This window comes from Catenulispora pinisilvae (assembly GCF_015356865.1).
In the GTDB taxonomy this organism is placed as follows: Bacteria; Actinomycetota; Actinomycetes; order Streptomycetales; family Catenulisporaceae; genus Catenulispora; species Catenulispora pinisilvae.
In genome coordinates this window covers 1-19,372 of record NZ_JAAFZA010000062.1, presented here as the reverse complement: position 1 = coordinate 19,372, position 19,372 = coordinate 1, and the positions used below count along the sequence as shown (strand labels likewise).

Genomic DNA, 19,372 nt, shown 5'->3' with positions numbered 1-19,372 from the left:
GCTATCGGGTCCCTTCTGCGGGGTCGGACGGCGCGGCCGCGTCATCGGCGCTGTGCACACCGCTCTGCCACGCCGCGGCGACACTGGGCCGCGGGGCCGACGTACTCAGAATCGGAGGGAGGGGCTGGGTGTCCGCGGTCGCGATGTGCCGACGCCGGCGCGGCAGTCCGGCACCGGTCACCTCGGCGGCCTCCGGCGGCTCGGGTTCGGGCTCCGGCGCCGCGCCCGGGGCGGCTTCCAGGACGTCGGCGGCGTCGGCGGCGAGCAGGGCTTCGGGGATGAACAGCGCCGCCCGCGTCCCGCCGAACGGACTGCTCGATCCGTCGACCGAGGCCTGGAATCCGTAGCGCTTGCTGAGCGCGGCGACCGTCGGGAAGCCGATCTTCGGGTGCGGACCGAACCTGTGCAGGTCCGCCGGCTCCTGGCCGGACAGGACGCGGCGCGCGGCGTCCAGCTGCTCGCTGTTCATGCCGACCCCGGCGTCGTCGACGATGATCGTGACGCCGTGGTGGCCTTCCTGGAATGTGACGTCCACGAACGACCCGGGCGGGGAGTAGCGCGCGGCGTTGTCCAGCAACGTGGCGACCGCGTGCACGGCCGGTTCGACGGCCTGGCCGATCACCTGCCGGTCCAGTTCCCGCGGCCGGATCCGCTGGTAGTCCTGGATCCGGCCCATCGCCCCGCGTACCACGTCGGTCATCGCCTGGCTCGGCCAGCGCCGGCCGGGCAGCCCGCCGCAGACCACGACGTAGGACTGGGCCTGCCGGATCATCTGCTGGACCGTGTGGTCGATCAGGGTGAGGGTCTCGAAGGTCTCCTGGCCGCGGTGCTGCCGCATGGCCTGGGCGACCACCTTGCTCAGGTTCGCCCCGAGGCTGACCACGGTCTCGGCGAAGGACCGCACCGAGGACTCAGTGGTCTGCCGCGCCTCGTCCTGCGCCTTGTGCCGCACCGATTCCGCGACTGCGACCTGGAGTTCGCCCAGACCGACCGTGTACCGCTGGGCCAGTACCGCCGCGCTGTCGGCGAACGGCGTCCCGGCCAGGATCGGCGCCAGGGCGGGAGCGGAACGGGCCGGGCGGGAGTCGTCCGCCAAGTCGGCGGCGGTCGGCAGACCGATCGCGGCCAGCTGCGCCACCGCGGCGTCCCGGGCCGCGCAGGCCTGCTCCAGCCGGGCTATTCGCGCCCGCAGCCGCCCGGCGCTCCGGGCCTTGTACACGGCGAACGCGATCGCGACCACGAGGGCGCCGCCCGCGCACCAAAGCGCTATCTCAGAATTCATTCGGCCTTCTCAATCAGGTCTACTCGTGAGATCGGCGAAGGTCCCAGCCCGGACGGACACGCTGTCGCCTGCGCTGACGCGCCCGCAGCGTACCGGGGCATCTACGCTCCCTGACAATAGCGCAGCGGTCCAGATTCCACAGAGGATCCGGCCTTCGACAACTTGTTCCCCCTGGCGCCTCGCCGGACGTCCCCGGGCGCTGCGACTCCCGGTCCCCGGTCCCCGGTCGATACGGTTGAAACCGCGGCCGGGGTACCAGCCGGTACAACGATCCGCACCGCCTCAGCAAGGAGTTGAGCTTGAGCAGCGAGGCCATCACCGAGTCCGACGTCGAAGCCGCCGCCGACCGCGTCTCCTCCCGGGTACGCCGCGTGGCCGTCGCCCCCGCCGACTCCGGAACCGTCCCGAACGCCCCGGTCTGGCTGGCGTACGAGTTCATGCAGCACGGCGGCTCGTTCAAGGCCCGCGGCGCGCTCAACCTCACGCTGTACCACCAGGAGAACGGCACGATGCCGGCCGAGGGCATCGCGATCGCCTCCGGCGGCAACGCGGCGATCGCCGCGGCCTGGGCCGGACGCGCCGCGGGGGCCAAGGTCACCGTCTTCGTGCCGGAGACCGCACCGGCCGTGAAGGTCGACAGGCTGCGGGCGCTCGGTGCGGACGTGCGGCTGAGAGGAACCGTCTACGCGCACGCGCTGGAAGCGTCCATCGAATACGCCGAGGCCACCGGGGCCTTGCTCTCCCACGCCTACGACCATCCGCTGATCGCCGCCGGTGCCGGGACCTGCGCCGCCGAGATCCGCGAACAGGTCCCGGACATCGACACCGTCATGGTCGCCGTCGGCGGCGGCGGTCTGTTCGCCGGAACCGCGGCCGCGATGTTCCCGCACGGGGTCCGCGTCGTCGCCGTCGAGCCCGAGAACTGCCGGGCCCTCAACGCGGCACTGGCCGCCAGCGGCCCGACCGATGTCGACGTGGACTCGGTCGCGTCCGACTCGCTCGGCGCGCGCCGCGTCTCGCAGACCGCCTACCGGTTGGCCACCGACCCGCTCGCGACCTCCGTCCTGGTCTCCGACAAGGAGATCGTCGCGGCCCGTTCCGCGCTGTGGGAGCACCGGCGGGTGGCGGTGGAACACGGCGCCGCGGCGGCGATGGCGGCTCTACTGTCCGGCCGGTACACCCCGCGCGAGGGCGAGCGGATCGCCGTCGTGCTGTGCGGCGCGAACACCGATCCATCAGACCTCTGACAGATCTCTAACAGATCTCTGAGAAACAATCTGCGAACCGAACAGTCGCCGTGCCGGTCGAGGCCCCAAGCCCGACCGGCACGGCGTTTTCTGTTACCGCGGCGATTTCCGCTACCGCACTTCTGTTACCGCACTATCGAGTTCACTGCACGACCGACCACACGAACGTGGCCGTGCCGGACACCCCGGCCGTATCCGTGGCCGTCACGGTCACGGTGTAGGTGCCGGTCGTGGTCCCGGCGCCGGAGAAGGTGCCGTTACCTCCGATGCTGACGCCGGGCGGCAACCCGGTCGCCGTGTAGGTGAGCGTCTGCGCCTGGTTGGAGTCCGCGGCCTGCATCGCGAACGACACCGCCGCGCCCTTCGGGCTGCTGTAGCCGAAGGGGTTGGCGACGCCGACCGTCTCCGCGCCCGGGACGCCGGAGTTCGGCGTGACGTTCGAGCTGACCGCGGTGTTCGCCAGGGACACCCCGGCGCTGGCGGCGCCCGCGGCGACCTGGCCGGTCAGCGTGTTCGCCAGCGAGGTGGAACCGGTCAGCGGCAGGTTGTTCGACGCGTCCCCGACCCGGATCGCGTAGCTGCCCGCCTGGGCCTCCCACTGGTTGTCGGCGGTCGACCACGACGCCAGGTTGTGGATCGTCAGCGGGAAGCTGACCGTCGCGCTCTGTCCCGGGTTGAGCATCACCCGCTGGAAGCCGGCCAGCTGGTTCGGCGGGTCCTGGCTGGCGGCCGGGTCGCCGACGTACATCTGGGCCACCTCCGCGCCGGCCACCGAGCCGGTGTTGGTCACCGTCGCGGTCACCGTGGCCCCTCCGTCGGAGTTGAACGAGCCGACGGACAGGTTGGAGAAGGAGAACTTGGTGTAGGACAAGCCGTATCCGAACGGGAAAGCCGGCGTGATGTTCTGGGACTGGTACCAGCGATAGCCGATGTCGACGCCCTCGCTGTAGATCGGGCCGGTCGGAGTACCGGGCCACTGCGCGGTGGTCTGCGCCGGGACCTGGCTCAGGCTGCTCGGGAAGGTCATCGGCAGCTTGCCGGACGGGTTGACCGTGCCGAACAGCAGCGCGGCGACCGCGGCGCCGGTCTCCTGGCCCCCGTACCAGTTCTCCAGAACCCCGGCCACGGAGTTCAGCCACGGCATGACCACCGGCGAACCGCTGTTGAGCACCACGATGGTGTTCGGGTTCACCGCGGCCACGTCGGCGATCATCGTCTCGTCGGCGGCGGACACGTCGAGCGTCTTCAGGTCGCTCTCCTCGCCCTCCGGCGCGCTGGCGAAGACGATCGCGTACGTCGCGGCCTTCGCCGCGGCCACGGCCTGCGGGATGTTCGTCGTCCCGTTGTCGTCGCCGGCGGTGTAGGTCACCGTGACGTTCGGCCCGACCGCGTTCTGGATGCCGGTCACCGGCCACACGGTGTTGGAGCTGTCCACTCCGCCGCTACCGCCGCCGGCCAGTTCGACCGCGGCGCCGCCGTCGGTGCCGAGGACCGCGATGCTCTGCGCCGTGGCCGGCTTCGGGTTCAGCGGCAGCAGCCCGTTGTTCTTCAGCAGGACCGTGCCCTCCTCGCCCAGTTGCAGCGCCGTCTGCTGGTGCGCCGCGGTGGTCACCGTGGCGGACAGCGAGCCGGTCTGCGGGTTGTCGAACAGCCCGAAGGCGAACATCTGGGTCAGGATCCGGGCCACGATGGAGTTCAGCGTGGTCTGGTCGAACTGGCCGGCGGCCAGCGCGTTGCCCAGGTTGGTGGCGTAGGAGTTGAACGGCATGGCGATGTCCAGGCCGCCGTTGGCGTCCGCGACGGCCGGGCCGGCGGCGCCCCAGTCGGAGGCGATGAAGCCGCCGTAGTTCGCCTGCGTGTCCAGGCCGTTGCGGAGCATCGGGGCGCTCGCGCAGGACGAGGCACCGTTGACCACGGCGTAGGAGCACATCATCGAGGCCGGTGCGGACTGTTCGGCCGCTGCCTGGAACGGAGCCAGATACAGCTCCTGCATCGCTTGCTGGCCAACGGTTTCGTTGTTCCCGCCGTTCGGGTACTGCTCCTGGTCATAGGCCGCGACGTGCTTGACCATCGCCATCACGCCCTGGCCCTGCAAACCCTGCACTTCGGCCGAGGTGATCTGGCCGGCCAGGAACGGGTCCTCGCCGTAGGTCTCGTAGGTCCGGCCCCAGCGCGGGTCGCGCACCACGTTCGTCGTCGGGCCGAGCGCGATGTCGACGCCCTTGCCGGCGAACTCGGCGCCCTTGGCCGTGCCCTCCTGCTGGATCAGGCCGGGATCGAAGGTGGACGCGGCGGATTCGCCGTCGGGGAACGCCGTCACGCCGCCGTTGCCGTCACCGACACCGGACGGCCCGTCCTCCAGGTTCATCTGCGTGACGCACAGGTTGGGGATGCCCGCGACGTGGCCGATGTAGTTCGTGGTGCCGTCCCCGGCGACCAGCGTCAGCTCCTCGGCCTGGTCCATCGTGTTCAGCACCTGCTGGACCCGCTGCGCGACCGGCGCGGTGGAACCGACCCACGGGCAGACCCCGTTGCCGCCGTTGCCGTTGCCGCCCGTGACCGGCGGGGTGTTGGTCAAACCGTAGACGTCGAACTCCAGCACCGAATAGCCCCACTGAGTGGCGCGGGTCGTGCCGTACAGGCGGACGTACCGGTCGGTCGTGGAGACCGGGACCGTCTGGTGTCCGCCGGTGCCGGTGGTCGTGGAGTACACCGTCGTCCAGTTGGTGGCGTCGTTGGAGACCTGGATCTGGAACGCCGAGGCGTACGCGTTCTCCCACAGGACGCCGATGTTGCAGATCTGCTGCTGGTTCCCGAGGTCGACCTGGAGCCACTGCGGGTCGCTGTAGGCGCTCTCCCAGCGGGTGCCCGGGTCGCCGTCGGTGGCGGCGGACGGCGGGTTGGCGGTCGCCGAATAGACCGAGGACGCGGTGGTCGGCTGGTCCATCGCCAGGTCCTGGGTGCCGCAGTACTGGTTCGGGCCGGGACCGCCGCCGCCCGAGCCCTGGGTGAAGGCCAGGAAGTGCAGGTTGAAGCCGTTCGAGTCCTGCTTCACGGTCAGCGTCTGGGCCCCGGCCGCCAGCGTGATGCTCGCGGTGACGTTGGTCCAGGTCGCGTAGCTGGTGGTGTCGGGGACGGCGACCGAGCCGGTCAGGTTCGCCCCGGAAGCGTTCGCTATGTGCAACGCGTCCGAGACCCCGTATGGCGAGGACACCCGGAAGCTCACCGTGTAGACACCGCTGGTGGCCACCTGGACCGTGTAGTCGAACCACTGTCCGGCGTTCGTCCAGCCCATGTCATAGGCGCCGCCGGCCGGACTGGTGCCCTGGGTGTCGCTGGTGTTCTCCAGGTCGACCGCGTCCGTCCGGTAGCCGGTGGCCGTGCCGTTGGCCGCGGTCACGTTGTAGGCGACGTTCGGCCCGCCGGTGTCGTAATCGGCGACCTGGACCGTGCCCGGCACGGCCGCGGGAGTCCCGCCGAACGGCTTGTCGCCACCGCCGCCACCGCTGGTGGTCAGGGTGAACGCCATGTTGTGGAAGTTGAAGCCGTTCGAGTCCTGCTTCACAGTCAGCGTCTGGATGCCGGCCGGCAGCGTGAGGCTGGCGGTGACCGTGGCCCAGGTCTCGTAGCCGCCGGTGTTGGGGACGGCGACCGAGCCGGTCAGGTTGGTGCCCGAGGCGTCGGCGATGTGCAGCGCGTCGGTGATGCCGTAGGGCGAGGACAGCCGGAAGGCGACGCTGTAGGTGCCCGCGGTGGAAACGTTTACGGTGTAGTCGAACCACTGACCGGGCGTTGTCCAGCCCATGTCGTAAGCGCCACCGGCCGGACTGGTGCCCAGGGTGTCGGCGGTGCTCTCCAGGTCGATGCCGTCGGCGCGGTAGCTGTTGGCCGAGCCGTTGCCCGGGGCCGTGTTGTAGGCCACGCCCTGGCCGCCGGTGTCGTAGTTCGCGGCCTGGATCGGACCGGGCACGGCGGCGGCCGTCCCGCCGAACGGGGCACCGGTGGCCGCGTGCGCCGCGGTGGGTAGGGCGGCCAGCGGCGCGACGAACAACGCCGCCACCGCCAGCAGGGTACGGAACACCGGCCGTCTTTGCGACGAGCCCGGTCTGCCGCGCGCCGGCCTGGGCCGCCGAGCGGGTGTCAGGAGCCTCATTGCTGTCCCTTCGTTCCGGTGGATCGCACGGCTGATCACGCCCGGTGGGGCCGGGACGGTGTCAGGGTTCGTACGACTTCGACGGGAGGGCGCCCTTACTCGGCTTGAATATTGCGCGCGGGTTACCAGGTGTCAATGAAGAACCGGTTCCGGAACCGATCCCGGAACCGCATCCGTTACCGGTTCCGGGACGTGCGGGTGCCGCGCGGCACCTCAGCAGCACTCTGATATGGGATCACACCGCGGAGCCGGACGGCGCGGCAACCTCAGAAGGCTGAGCCAACGCCGGCCGGTCCGCCTTGGCCCGCAACAGCAGCCAGGCGGCGATCGCGGCCAGGGCGAGCAGACCGGCACCGCTGCGCAGCGCGAGGTGCAGGGCTTGGACGAAGGAGGAGTCCACGGTGTCGCGCAGCGGCGGCGGCAGCGCGCGGCTGGCCGTGATCCCGCCCGCGCCGCCGTCGGTGACCGCGCCGACCACCTGGTGCGAGTGTCCGGCGTCGATCCCGAGGGCGTGCAGCTTGTGGCCGAGCAGCCCGGTCATCCGGCTGGTGAGGATCGCGCCGAGGGTGGCGACGCCGACCACGCCGCCGACCTCGCGCATGGTGTTCGTCACCGCCGAGGCGATGCCGGCCTTCGGCGCCGGAACGCGTTCGAGCACCGCGACGGACACCGGCGCGAAGGACAGGCCCATGCCCAGGCCCATCACCGGCAGCGTCCACACGTAGCTTCCGTAATGCGCGCCGAGACCGTATAGCGACAGACCGCCCACGGACGCCGCGCACAACAGCAGACCGGTCACGAGGGCCGGGCGCGGACCGAGCCGGCCGGTGACGATGCCCGCGACCGGGGCCGCCGCCATGATCGAGGCGGTGGCCGGCAGCGAACCGACACCGGCCATCGTCGGCGACCAGCCGTAGACGTCCTGCATCAGCAGCGGCAGGAAGAACAGCGCGCCGAACATCCCGAAACTCACCATGAACCCGCTCATCAGAGCGCCGGAGATCACCCGGTCCCGGAAGAACGACAGGTCGAGCATCGGCGTCGCCCGGGTCGCCTCGATGACGACGAAGGACACCAGGGCCAGCAGCGCGATCGCCGCGGCGGTCAGCACCCGGACGCTCCCCCACCCCGAACCCGGCCCCTCGATCAGCGCGAACACCAGCGCACCGAAGCCGAGGGCGCCGGTGATCTGACCGGGGACGTCGAAGCGGTCGCGGCCGTCGTGGAACTCCGGCAGCACCCGCCAGCCCACCAGCAGGGCCACCGCGCCGATCGGCACGTTGATCCAGAAGACGCTGGACCAGCCGAAGGCGTCCACCAGCGGGCCGCCGACGGCCGGGCCGAGGGCGAGTCCGAGCCCTGAGATCCCGGACCACAGGCCGATGGCCCGGGCCCGCTCGCGCGGCTCCGGGAAGGTGTTGCGGATGATCGACAGACTGCCCGGGGTCAGCATCGCCGCGCCGACGCCCTGCACCATGCGGGCCGCGAGGAGTTCGCCGATCGAGCCGGACAGCGCGCAGAGCATCGAGCCGAGCGTGAAGCCGACCACCCCGGCCAGGAACACCCGCTTGCGGCCGAAGCGGTCGCCGAGCGTGCCGCCGGTCAGCAGCAACGCGGCGTAGAGGAGGCTGTAGCCCTCGACCACCCACTGCAAGCCGGTGACGCCGGCGTGCAGTTGCGAGCCGATCCTCGGCAGCGCGGTGTTGACCACGACGTTGTCCAGCATGGCCATGAACAGCGTGATGCACAGCGTGCCGAGGATCAGGGCTTTGCGACGTGAGGTCGGCTCCCCCGGAGCCGCCTGGAGTTCGGGACCGCTCCTGGTCCCGCCGTTTCTCTGTTCCGGAATGGCCATGGTGCCCCCTCCTGGGGCGCGGCGGGGCCCGCGCCGGGCCGGAGCCACCGCGCGACGGCTGCCTAACGCCGTTAGGTTCCCACTAACAGCGTTAGACTGCAAGTCTGTGAGCCGACGCCACCTGACGACGACACACGACGACGGCGCACGGAGACGAGGAGGCCCGAGTGGTTTCGGCGGACAACGGCTCGGCCCGCTCACCGCGGGCCGGAGCGGCGGCCAAGGCACCGGCCATCACCCGCGAAGCACTGGCCGCGGCCGGTCTGGCCGTCCTGCGCCGCGAGGGGCTGGACGCCTTGTCGATGCGCAAAGTGGCCGCCGAGCTGGGCGTGCGCGCCGCCTCGCTCTACTACCACGTGCAGGACAAGGAACAACTCCTGGACCTGCTCGCCGACAGCGTGGTCTGGGACGCCCGCAAGCTGGCCACCACCGGGGACTGGGAGCACTGCCTGCGCGAAGCGGCCCACGCCTACTACCGCCACCTGCACGCCAACCGCGACGCCGCGCGCCTGATGGCCGGCCGCCGCACCCCCGGCCCGAACCTGCTCTACGTCCTGGACGTCATGCTGAGCCGGCTGCACCAGGCGGGCTTCTCCGACGCGGTCGCCGCCCGGGCCACCCTCACCATCTCCACTTACGTCCAGGGCTACGTCCTGCAGGAACAAGTGCCGAAGGCACCGCACCGGGAGCCCGATGCCGCATCGGAGCTGTCCGCGGCCTGCCGAACGACGACCGCCGCGCAGTACCCGAACATCATGTCGCTGATCGCGGTGAAGAAGTCCGGCGACACCAAGGAACTGTTCTCCTTCGGCGTCGAACGCCTCATCGACGGCCTGCGCGCCCAACTCCCCGGCGGCCCCGAGAACTGAGCCACCGCCAGGAATTTCTACGCCACCGCCCCGCCGACACACCCGAACGGCCCACCCACACCGACAGCACCGCCCGTCGGCGCGACGCTAACAGGCATGACCGACAACAAGCGCTGGACCGTGACCGATTTCGACGAACACACGATTCATCTGAAGGCGCCGTTCCGCGTGCTCCTCAACGACAACATCTCGCTGTCGCGCGCCTCCATCACCACGGTCGAAGAGCGCCAGGGCCACGACGTCATCGTGGTGTCGACCATGGACGGCCGCAGCTACGAAGTGCTGCGCGGGGTGGCGCACGCCCAGCGGACCAAGACGAAAGAGGCGTTCGGACTGTAACGCGGCGCCCTACACTCTCGACCGTGAGTTTCTTGTCCGACCTGACCGAGCCGCTGATAGAGCAGGGGTTGGTGGCGCGGACTGCGGTACAGGGCTGCTCCGAGGATGAGATCGCCGCCTTGATGCGTGCGCAGGGCGTCACAGAGCTGCCCCGGGCCTATCGCGAGTTTCTTGCCTGGGGCGGCAGGAACCCCTACTGGCTCTCCACCTCCGGCGAGTGGGACTACGACTGGCTGCTGGGCGCGAAGGATGTCGCGCGAGAAATAGTCGTCGACGATCATCAGCAGGACTTCACACCTTTTGCGGAAGCCTTTGTGCTCCAGACCTTCCAGGGGTATCTGTTCTTCTATTTCAGAGCCTCTGACCTGGCAAAGGACGACCCGCATTTCTGGGTCTACGCCGAGCAGACGCCCCTCGCCGAAAGCGAGGGGACCTTCACCGACTGGCTGCGGGAGATGTTCGATCACCTTCCCGAGGCGGTTCGCCTCCGGCGCGAGTTCGGCCGGGAGTAGCGCCCGTCGCAGAACCAGCACGCGCTCACAGCAAGCCCCTCACCACATCCTGGTCAACAACGCCGGGATCTTCCCGGGCGACACCACGGCGGCCACCGACGAGAAGACCTTCGACGAGGTCTACGCGGTGAACGTGAAGGCGCCGTTCTTCCTCACCGGCGAGATCGCGCCGGCGATGGCGGCGGCCGGCGGCGGGGCCGTCATCAACCTCGGATCGTGGATCGCGCGGCTGGCGGTTCCGGTCGGAGCGCTCTACAGCTCCTCCAAGGGCGCCATGGAAACCCTCACCCGAAGTTGGGCCGCCGAGTTCGGCCCGCAAGGGGTGCGGGTGAACGCGATCTCCCCGGGCGTGGTGCTGGAACCTTGGCCGGACCAGTCCCATCCCGGCGAGGCCATGATGAACGGGACGCCGGCCGGGCGGATGGGCCGGCCCGGAGATCGCGCGCGCCGCGGTGTACCTGGCAGCCGACGAGTCAGCGTTCGTCCACGGCATCGTGCTGGACGTGGACGTGGACGGCGGGCGGACCGCGGTCGCCGTGATCGCCGCCTAGAGGTGGGAACAGTGCCCAAAGAGCTGACGGCGAAAGGACAAGCCACCCGCGGCCGCGTCATCGAGGCCGCGGCCGAGGTCCTGCGCGAGTCCGGGATCGAGGGTGTCACCCTCGAAGACGTCATGGCCCGCAGCCACACCAGCAAGAGCCAGCTGTTCCACTACTTCCCCGACGGGAAGGACCATTTGCTGCTCGCGGTGGCGCAGTACGAGGCCGACCAGGTGCTGGATGTCCAGCAGCCGTATCTGGGATGCCCGGACAGCTGGGAGGCGTGGCAGCAGTGGCGCGACGTGACGGTCCGCCACTACGAGGAGCAGGGCGAGCGCTGCCTGCTCGGGACCCTGGCGCTCTACCTCGGGCGAAGCACTCCCGGTGCCCGCGCCGTCGTCATCGAGCTGATGCGCCGCTGGCAGGAGTACCTGGCGGTCGGCATCAGGGCATTGCGTACGGCCGGGCACCTGCCCGCCGACCTGGACGTCGATGAGCGGGCGGCGGCACTGCTGGCGGCGGTCCAGGGCGGCGTGATGATCCTGCAGGCCACCGGCCGGGCCGACCATCTGCGCGCCGCCCTGGACCTGGCCATCGGCGACCTGCGCCGGCTCGGCGAGTCCGCACCCGCACCCGCGCCCGGCGAAGACCGGGCCCGGGCGCGAGGCTGACGCTGAGCTTGAGCGGGTCAGCCGTGACGCGGCACGGTCAGCCGTGGTGCACGGTCAGCGCGTAGAAGCCGACGCGGGCCCCCTTCGTGGTGCTGCTCGACGAGGACTGGTTGTAGGAACCGGCCTTGAAGTACATGTGGTACGCGTCGAACGACGACGGGATCGAGTACTTCGTCGTCTTGCCGTTCACCGTCAGCACGACGGTGTTCCCGCCCGTGACCGCGATCGTGTAGCTCCACTGCTTGCCGACCGGCACGTTGGCGATGCTGTGCGTCGTCTGCCCGCCGGAGGGCGAGTTCTCGGTGCCCAGGATGATGTTCCCGTTGTTGTAGTAGTACAGCTCGACCAGCGGCTTGGTCGAGGAACCACCGCTGCCGAGGTGGATCTGGCCGACGCAGACGTGGTCGGTCACCGAGTCCACGCGCAGGGTGGCCTGGAGCTGGTGGCTGCCCGGCAGCGCCCAGTCCGCGGTGCTGCCGTCGCTGTTCAGCTCCCGCAGCTCCGAGCGCGCGTAGTTGGAGTTGGGCGTGGTCACGCCCTTCTCCGGCGCCCAGAACGTCATGGCGCCGTCGGACTTGTCGGTGTAGAAGTACGTATCCTGATACCCCTTGGCCCCCACCAGCTTCGAGGACGGGATCGTACGCGGGGAACCGGGCGAGCCGACGGGCTCCTGGAGCTCCCAGACGGACAGGTTGAAGTTGCCGCCGGGTGCGACCGTCGTGCTGAGGTGGGGCTGAGCGACGGAAGCCGCCGCCGGGGCGGCCTGGGCCGCCGTCGACGTCACGACGACCGCGGCGCCGGTGCAGATCACGGTCGCGGCCGCGGTCAGGGCCAGGAGCTTGGGTGATGCGCCTCTGAACATCAGGACTTTCCCTTCGGAGTGGGGCGGTGGCACTGTCCGGTCCGTACGAAGCGCGAGTTCATCGTCAGCGGCCGGGACATGGCGGGCAAGGGCCGAAGGGTCAAGCGTCGGTAAAATTGTTCGCGATACTGATTCTGATTCATATTCGTGAACTGACATAGCATCGCCAATGGTGACTAACTTCGTGAAACAAACGAGTTAAGGCTGTTGACTGCTGGGCCTCAGAGCGCTTCGATAACCAGCGTCAGATCCGCGCCATCATCCGTGCGCGAGCCCTGGACCGGTCCTGCGAAGCGCCCGTCAGACCGCTCAGGCTCGCGAGGGCGTTCGGCGGGCATCTTTCGCAGTTCACGGATATGAACGACATCCATGAACGTGATGGGTGGCGCGGCCGAAAGCCGCGCCACCCAATGAGAGCTCGGAGCACGAGAGCTCAGAGCACGAGAGCTCAGAGCAGAGAACTCAGAGCACTGTCACTGGAAGACCTGGAACTCCGAGAGCTGCCCGGCCGGCCATCCGGTGTTCGCGGTGAAGTTCAGCCGCAGATACCGGGTACTGGTCGAGGAGAACGTGATGGTCACGGTGTTCCCCGTCGAAGGGTTGAAGGTGTAGTTCGCCGATCCGACGACGGTCGAGAAGGTGCTGCCGTCGGTGGAACCGAGCACCGACAGCGTCTGGGTGCGGGTGGCCCAGGCGGTCGCCGGCGGGAGGTCGAGCACGATCTTGCTGACGCTCTTGGCCGCGCCGAGGTCGACCTGGATCCACTGCGGGAACGCGTTGTCCGCGCTCTCCCAGTAGGTGCTGGTGTTGCCGTCGACGGCGTTGGCCGGCGCGTAGTTCTGCGTGGAGCCGCTGGCCGACGTCGGCTGGTTGAGCGCCAGATCGGTGGTGGCGGACCCGCCGGTGCCGGTCAGGGCGACCGTCGCCGGGCTGTTCGGGGCGTTGCTGGCGATGCTGAGCGTGCCGGTCCGGGCGCCGGAGGCGGTCGGGGCGAAGGTGACGTTGACTGTGCAGGACGCACCCGCGGCCAGCGAGCTGCCACAGTTGTCGCTCTGCGCGAAGTCGCCGGTGGCGGCGATCGAGGAGATCGTCGCCGCACCGTTGCCGGAGTTGGCGACCGTGACCGCCTGCGCGCCGCTGGTGCTGCCGACGGCCTGGTTGCCGAACGACAGGCTGGTCTGGTTGGCCGCGATCGACGGGCCGGTGGTGCCGCCGCCGCTGCCGAGGTAGGCCTGGAAGTCAGAGAGCTGACCGGCCGACCAGCCGCTGTTCGCGGTGATGTTGACCCGCAGGTAGCGGGCGGTCGTGGTGGTGAACGGGATCGTCACCGTGTTGTTGTCGGCGTTCGGGTCGAAGCTGTACCCGGCGGAGCCGACGATGGTCGAGAAGTTGGTGCCGTCGGTGGAGCCGAGCACCGACAGGGTCTCGGTGCGGGCGCTCCACGCGGTGGACGGCGGCAGCCGCAGGACCACCTTGCCGACGCTCCAGTTCTGGCCGAGGTCGACCTGTGCCCACTGCGGGAAGGAGCCGTTGGCGCTCTCCCAGTAGGTCGACGGGTCGGAGTCGGTGATGTTGCCCGGCACGTAGGTGCCGTTGCTGGAACTCGCGGTGGCCGGCTGCCCGGCGGCGAGGTTCACGGTGCCGTCGACGCCGGTGCCGCTGAGCGCCACGGTCGTCGGGGTGTTGGTGGCGTTGCTGGCGACCGTGAGCGTGCCGGTCCGCGCACCGCCGGCGGTCGGGGTGAACTTGACCGTCACGCTGCACGAGGCGTTGACGGCGATCGAGGAGCAGTTGTCGGTCTGGCTGTAGTCACCGGTGACGGAGACCCCTGACACACTCGCCGCACTGGTGCCGGTGTTGGTGACGGTCACCGTCTGCGGCCCGGCCGAGGCGCCGACCGCGGTGCGGGCGAAGGCCAGGCTGGCCGGGTTGGCGTTGAGCACCGGTCCCGGCGCGATGCCGGTGCCGGACAGCGAGACGGTGTCGGTGACGCCGCCGGCGTTGACGGTGAGGCTGCCGGAGCGGGCCCCGGAAGCGCTCGGCGTGAAGGTGACGTTCACCGTGCAGGAGCCGTTGGCCGCGATCGAGGAGCCGCAGTTGTCGGTCTGCGCGAAGTCGCCGCCGGCCGCGATCGAGGACACCGAGGCCGCCGAGCCGGTCGGGTTGGACACCGTCACGGTCTGCGCCGCGCTGGTCGCCCCGGTGGCCACCGAGCCGAAGTTCAGCGAACCCGGGCTGGTGCTGACGCTGCTGGCCGGGTAGGGCGGGAAGACCGGGGCGGGGCTCGTGGTGACGCACTGCGTCGGGCTCACGCCGGAGTTGCCGCCGTTGTCGGTGATCGCGAAGGAGTTGCCCTCACAGCTGTAGCTGGGCGCGTTGCCCGCGTTGGCCTGCGCGACGCCGGTGGCGGTGACGTTCTGGAACGTCGCGGCGCCGCCGGTCTGCTCCTGCATCGCGAAGGTGCCGGTGCCGGCGATCGTCACGTTGTTCAGGCTGACGCCGCTGACCGTGCCCTCGACCCACTGGACGGCCTCGAACGGGCTCTGCTCTATCAGGGCATTGCTGACGTTGATCGGCCCGGTGATCGCCCCCTGACTCCCGTCGAACCACAGCGCGCCGACCCCGAACTGCCAGTTCGGGTCCAGACTGCCGTCCCGGATCAGGGTGTTGTTCTCGATCGTGGTGGTGCCGACCGGCGTGGAGCTGAAGCGCTGGCCGACCTGGATGCCGCCGCCCTGGGTGATGCCGGTGTCCACGACCAGGTTGCCGGAGACCGTGTTGTCGTGGCCGCCGTAGATCGCGATGCCGTTGGCCAGCTGCTGGTCGGAGACGGTGTTGTTGGAGATCGTGTCGTTGGCGTCCGCCCCGATGCCGGAGTCGGCCCAGGTCGCGATGCCGTCGTCACCGGTGTTGCGGATGTCGCTGTTCGTCACGGTGGAGTTGGTCACGCCGCCGTGGAAGTTGATGCCGTCGGCCGTGGTGTTCCGGATCCGCATGCCGCTGAAGGTCAGCTTGTCCATCGGGCCGTCCATCCAGGCCCCGACCTTCATGTGCTCGATCCAGATGTCGGACACGGTCGAATCGCTCATCGCGCCGCCGATCCCGTTGACCTGGGCGCTGTCGTCGCGTTCCTGCACGTTGCCGGAGATGGCGAAGTTCGACAGGTGCACGTTGGTGCTCGGGTTCGGCGCGGAGTCGCCGTAGAAGCCGGGCGCCGTGCCGATCACCGTCGAGTACCACATGCCCGCGCCGGCGACCGTCACGTTGTTCACGGATATGTGGCCGGGGATGTTGAACCTGCCCGGCGGGATCCACACCGTCCCGCCCGCGCCGGCCGCCGCGATGGCGGCGTTGAAGGCGCTGGTGGAGTCGTTGACGCCACTGGCGTCAGCACCCTCACTGGTCACGGACACCGAGCCGGCCGGCTGGGTCAGCGCCGGGCCGACGTTCTCGAAGTCGGCGAAGTTGACGGTGTAGGACGAGGCGCTGTCCCCGGAATCGACCTGGAGCTTGAAGGTGGTTCCGGCCTGGTAGGTGGTGTTGAACAGCTGGTGCACCTCGTCGTAGAAGTGGTGCGGGTTGCCGCTGCTCGGGGTGTTGGTGAACGGATAGCTGCCGTAGTACCAGCTGTAGGCGTTGGTCAGCGACAGGTCGGACTGCTTGGTCCCGTTGACGTACAGCGACAGCGGCGCGGTGTAGACCGAGCCGTCGGAGCTGTCCGGGATGCTGTACCGGACGTCGATCGAGTCGGTCGCCACCGGCGTGGTGAAGGTGATGCTCTGCCCCGAGCCGTTCCCGGCCAGGGTCACGGCCTGACGATAGGAAGCCTCGTCGGCCAGCTGGCCCTGGCTGAAACTGGGGCCGATCAAGGTACCGGTGGTGGCCGCCTTCGCGGCCTCCACCTCCACATAGGGCAGGCTCGCCCCGCCACCGCCGGTGGCCCCGGCCGCGGCCGCGGGCGAGGCGGCGAGGGCGACCAGGGCGCCGGCGGTGGCCAGGACCGTGCCGAGGGCGGCGGCCAGGGCGCGTCGAGCGGGGCGCTTACGCGCGCCGGGGATCCCGGCGCATGCGGATCTGGACATCACAAAGGGCTCCTTCGATGGGGCACCGTGCGGGGGACGGGCCGTGGGGTGCGGCCCGTTGGGGGGATGTCGCAGGCGGAGCGTAACGCTGGCGACACTTGCGCGCAATATCCTGGTGCCAGTGCTGCAAAGAGTTTGCTGTTCGATGAAAAATCACGATGCGCGGGCGGCCGGGGATGAACTCGCAGGTCAGGGTGTTGATTGATCGACCGGGCCGGACGTGGCCGGCCGGACTCGACGCGTCGGCGGAGCCGGACCTGATCAGCGCGGCGCGCGATCGGCCGGGCGTGGGCGATCGGCCGGACCCGATCAGCGTTTACCGAATCGACATCTACCGAGTCAGCGCTTGCCGAATCAGCGCCAGCCGGGTCGGCCCTCGCCGGGGTCAGCGGTAACCGGGCCGGCCCTCGCCGGGGTCGGCGCTAACCGGGCCACCCCTTACCGGATCAGCGTCTACAGCCAGCCGCGCTTGGCCGCACGCACCCCGGCCTCGAATCGCGAGCCGGCTTCGAGGCGGCGCATCAGATCCTCCATGCGGCGCTTCACCGTCCGCACCGAGACGCCCAAACGTTTGGCCGCGGCCTCGTCGGTCAGACCGCCGGAGAGCAGCTTCAGCAGCTCGGCTTCGGAGTCGGTCAAACCGGTGGCCGCATCGGAGGGCGGCGTGGGCTCCAACGGGACGGCGCCGTCCCACAGCCGGTCGAACAGTTCGCACAACGCCCTGACCATGCCGGGCGCGGTGGTCAGGATCGCGCCGGTCTCCCGGGACTCCGGGTCGAAGGGCACCACGGCGCTGGTGCGGTCGACGACCAGCAGCCGTATCGGCACCACCGCGGCGGTGCGGACCTGCGCGCCGAGGGCGAGCAGCGCGCGTTCGTAGGCCAGCGCGGCCGCGTTGGAGCGGATGGCTTCGTGGCACAGGATCCGCAACCGGACGCCGCGCGCGGCCAGGTCCTCGTCGAGTGGACGGGAGGCCTGCAACGCCTCCGCGGGCATCACGTTCGGGACGATCGAGCAGACTTCCGTGTCCGCGGCGTAGAGCAGCGACTCCATCAGCGTTTGGATGTCGTCCAGCGACGTGATCTGCTCCACGCCGCCGGGCATCCGTGATCGGCGCCGGGCCACCGACTCGTTGAACGCCACCGCGGCCGCCTGGCCCGCCAGCAGGGCCTCGCGGCGCGCCGCGAGTTCGGCTTCCTGGCGCCGTAGCAGTGCCGCGACGCCGCGCTCCAGACTGACCGGATGCCACCGGTCCGGGTTCTGCCGGGACGTGCGCAGCAGGGCCAGTTCGGCGAGTCGGTCCAGGGCCGCGATGACCTGTTCCCGTGTCAGGCCCGACGACTCGGCCAGGGCCGCGTACTCGAGCGCCGGCTCGGCCAGCAGCGCTCGATAGACCTGTTCCGATACCGCGTCGAGGCCCAGTCCTTGCAGCATCCGACTCCCAGTTCCGATAGGTGCCACGTCCGATAGGCGTCCCGCCACCGGCGATCGCGCCGCCGAGTGTCCCGCCCGCGCGCGTGAGGATACGTGACCCGATCGTGCCATGGCACGTTCGGGCCGACAGCCGTCCCTTCCCCGGGCCCGTCCGGGGCTGGAAACATCACCTGTCAGGACCGACAAGGCCCTGATGGGGGGGGGACGGCCGGGTGGCGTGGGGCGGCACCCGGCCGAACCGTTCCCGCGCTGCCCCCGGGACCTGTCAGGCAGGCGTCCGGTAGCCGTCAGCCGGTACCTGGCCGACCAGCATCTCCCGCGCCACACCACGCAGCAGCCGCACCAACTCCCGGGGCGCCGCCGCCTTCGCGTCGGCGCGGGTGGCCACGCTGACGATGCGGCGGGTCGGTCCGTCGGGGCCGAGGCTGGTCACCGTCACTCCGGGGACCGGGCCGGTGACCGTCAGCCGGGGCAGGACGGCCATCCCGACGCCCTGCGCGATCATCGACAACACCACGCCGTCGTCGGCGACCTCCAACGTCGCCTTCGGCAGGAAGTCCTGGCGCCGCCACCAATCACGCGTGTACGAGGAACAGTTCTCCGGCCAGTCGATCGCCGGCAGGCCGCGGGGTTCCTTGTGCACGGACGGGTACGCCAGCACGTACGGCTCCCGCAGCAGCTCGCCGACCACCATGCCGTCCGGCGTCGGCGCGTCGTCGTCCAACGTGGCGATCGCCAAATCCGCGCGCCCCTCCTCCACTTCACCGACGGTCCCGGCCCCCAGCTCCGGCACCACCAACACCCGCGGCTCCACGCCCGGATACTGCGCCGCGAGCCCCTTCAGCGCGGGCGGCAACAACACCGCCGCCGCACTCCGGAACGCCGCGACGCGCAGCGTGCCGGAGACCGTGCCCCGCTCAGCCCCACGCGCCTCAGCCCCCAGCAACTCCAACTGCCGCAGCACCTGCCGCGCCCGCACCACGGCCCGCTCCCCCGCCGCCGTCGGCCGCGCGCCGGTGCGCCCGCGCTCGAACAGCACGGCACCGACCTTGCGCTCGACAGTCCGCACCGCGTGCGACACCGCGGACTGGCTGGTACCGGTAGCCTCGGCGGCGGCGGTGAAGCTCCCGGTGCGCGCCACGGCGACGAGCAGGCGCAGCTCCGAGGGGGCGAGATCGGTCATGCCGATCACTCTAGGCCGCGGCGGCCGGATCATGAAGCGCGTTCATGGAACGCCGGGATCCAGAAACCCGGCGCTCTGCTCACGACCAGCGGCGCTCCCTACGATCATGGTCATGAACACGAGCCCGACCGCCGACGCTGAAAAGACCGCCGCGACCCCCGCCGGCACGAGCGCCGCCCACGCCGCCAGCCACACCGCACCGACCGGCGCCATCGCCGACCGCACCGCCACCAGCGGGAACGCCGCCGAGGGCACAGTGCCCTCCGCGAGCACCGCCCGCGCCGCGGCTAGTTTGAGCGCCCCCACCACCTACCAGGCCATCCGCCAAGCCCGCCGCCCCGAAG

Annotated in this window: 13 protein-coding genes and 1 pseudogene; 7 read left to right on the top strand and 7 right to left on the bottom strand. The window is 70.3% G+C overall.

Annotated elements, in window-relative coordinates; translation table 11 throughout:
* Position 1: 1 nt before the first annotated feature.
* Positions 2-1,282 carry an ATP-binding protein gene (locus IZR01_RS18945; protein ID WP_194924590.1) on the bottom strand — a complete coding sequence of 427 codons (1,281 nt, stop codon included), beginning with the start codon at positions 1,280-1,282 and terminating at the stop codon, positions 2-4.
* A gap of 299 nt (positions 1,283-1,581) precedes the next feature.
* Between IZR01_RS18945 and IZR01_RS18940 the strand changes: the two genes are divergently transcribed.
* Positions 1,582-2,529 (top strand): threonine/serine dehydratase, encoded by a 948-nt coding sequence (locus IZR01_RS18940; RefSeq protein ID WP_194924589.1) that lies wholly within the window; start codon positions 1,582-1,584, stop codon positions 2,527-2,529.
* Between the two features lie 142 nt (positions 2,530-2,671).
* On the opposite strand, the gene IZR01_RS18935 is transcribed toward IZR01_RS18940, so the two are convergent.
* Together IZR01_RS18935 and IZR01_RS18930 are read right to left on the bottom strand one after the other, a co-directional pair.
* Positions 2,672-6,610, bottom strand: a complete 3,939-nt coding sequence (locus tag IZR01_RS18935; protein WP_323747040.1) for a glycoside hydrolase family 3 C-terminal domain-containing protein — start codon at positions 6,608-6,610, stop codon at positions 2,672-2,674.
* Between the two features lie 307 nt (positions 6,611-6,917).
* Complete coding sequence (locus tag IZR01_RS18930; RefSeq protein WP_194924587.1) at positions 6,918-8,537, bottom strand: MFS transporter; 1,620 nt, start codon at positions 8,535-8,537, stop codon at positions 6,918-6,920.
* A 167-nt stretch (positions 8,538-8,704) separates the two neighbouring features.
* On the opposite strand from IZR01_RS18930, the gene IZR01_RS18925 reads away from it, so the two are divergent.
* From IZR01_RS18925 to IZR01_RS54285, 5 genes and pseudogenes are all read left to right on the top strand, one after another.
* A complete protein-coding gene (locus IZR01_RS18925; protein ID WP_194924586.1) occupies positions 8,705-9,406 on the top strand; it encodes a TetR/AcrR family transcriptional regulator in 702 nt (233 codons plus the stop codon).
* A 96-nt stretch (positions 9,407-9,502) separates the two neighbouring features.
* Positions 9,503-9,745, top strand: coding sequence for a hypothetical protein (locus IZR01_RS18920; RefSeq protein WP_194899250.1), 243 nt, complete (start codon positions 9,503-9,505; stop codon positions 9,743-9,745).
* A gap of 23 nt (positions 9,746-9,768) precedes the next feature.
* Positions 9,769-10,257 carry an SMI1/KNR4 family protein gene (locus IZR01_RS50710; RefSeq protein WP_228559760.1) on the top strand — a complete coding sequence of 163 codons (489 nt, stop codon included), beginning with the start codon at positions 9,769-9,771 and terminating at the stop codon, positions 10,255-10,257.
* A 46-nt stretch (positions 10,258-10,303) separates the two neighbouring features.
* A pseudogene (locus IZR01_RS54290) lies at positions 10,304-10,808 on the top strand (SDR family NAD(P)-dependent oxidoreductase); the annotation flags it as partial.
* Positions 10,809-10,819: 11 nt separating this feature from the next.
* Positions 10,820-11,467 carry a TetR/AcrR family transcriptional regulator gene (locus IZR01_RS54285; protein ID WP_194924585.1) on the top strand — a complete coding sequence of 216 codons (648 nt, stop codon included), beginning with the start codon at positions 10,820-10,822 and terminating at the stop codon, positions 11,465-11,467.
* Between the two features lie 37 nt (positions 11,468-11,504).
* On the opposite strand, the gene IZR01_RS18905 is transcribed toward IZR01_RS54285, so the two are convergent.
* The 4 genes from IZR01_RS18905 to IZR01_RS18890 form a co-directional block, all read right to left on the bottom strand.
* Positions 11,505-12,329, bottom strand: coding sequence for a polysaccharide lyase family 7 protein (locus IZR01_RS18905; RefSeq protein WP_194899253.1), 825 nt, complete (start codon positions 12,327-12,329; stop codon positions 11,505-11,507).
* Positions 12,330-12,802: 473 nt separating this feature from the next.
* Entirely contained in the window at positions 12,803-16,411 is a 3,609-nt protein-coding gene (locus IZR01_RS18900) for a choice-of-anchor D domain-containing protein (RefSeq protein ID WP_194924584.1), read from the bottom strand.
* A gap of 453 nt (positions 16,412-16,864) precedes the next feature.
* Positions 16,865-17,845, bottom strand: a complete 981-nt coding sequence (locus IZR01_RS18895) for a helix-turn-helix transcriptional regulator (protein ID WP_194899796.1) — start codon at positions 17,843-17,845, stop codon at positions 16,865-16,867.
* A 265-nt stretch (positions 17,846-18,110) separates the two neighbouring features.
* Entirely contained in the window at positions 18,111-19,028 is a 918-nt protein-coding gene (locus tag IZR01_RS18890; RefSeq protein WP_194899798.1) for a LysR family transcriptional regulator, read from the bottom strand.
* A 112-nt stretch (positions 19,029-19,140) separates the two neighbouring features.
* Here IZR01_RS18890 and IZR01_RS18885 point away from each other — a divergent pair.
* A partial coding sequence (locus IZR01_RS18885; protein WP_228559758.1) for a hypothetical protein occupies positions 19,141-19,372 on the top strand: 232 nt, incomplete at its 3' end.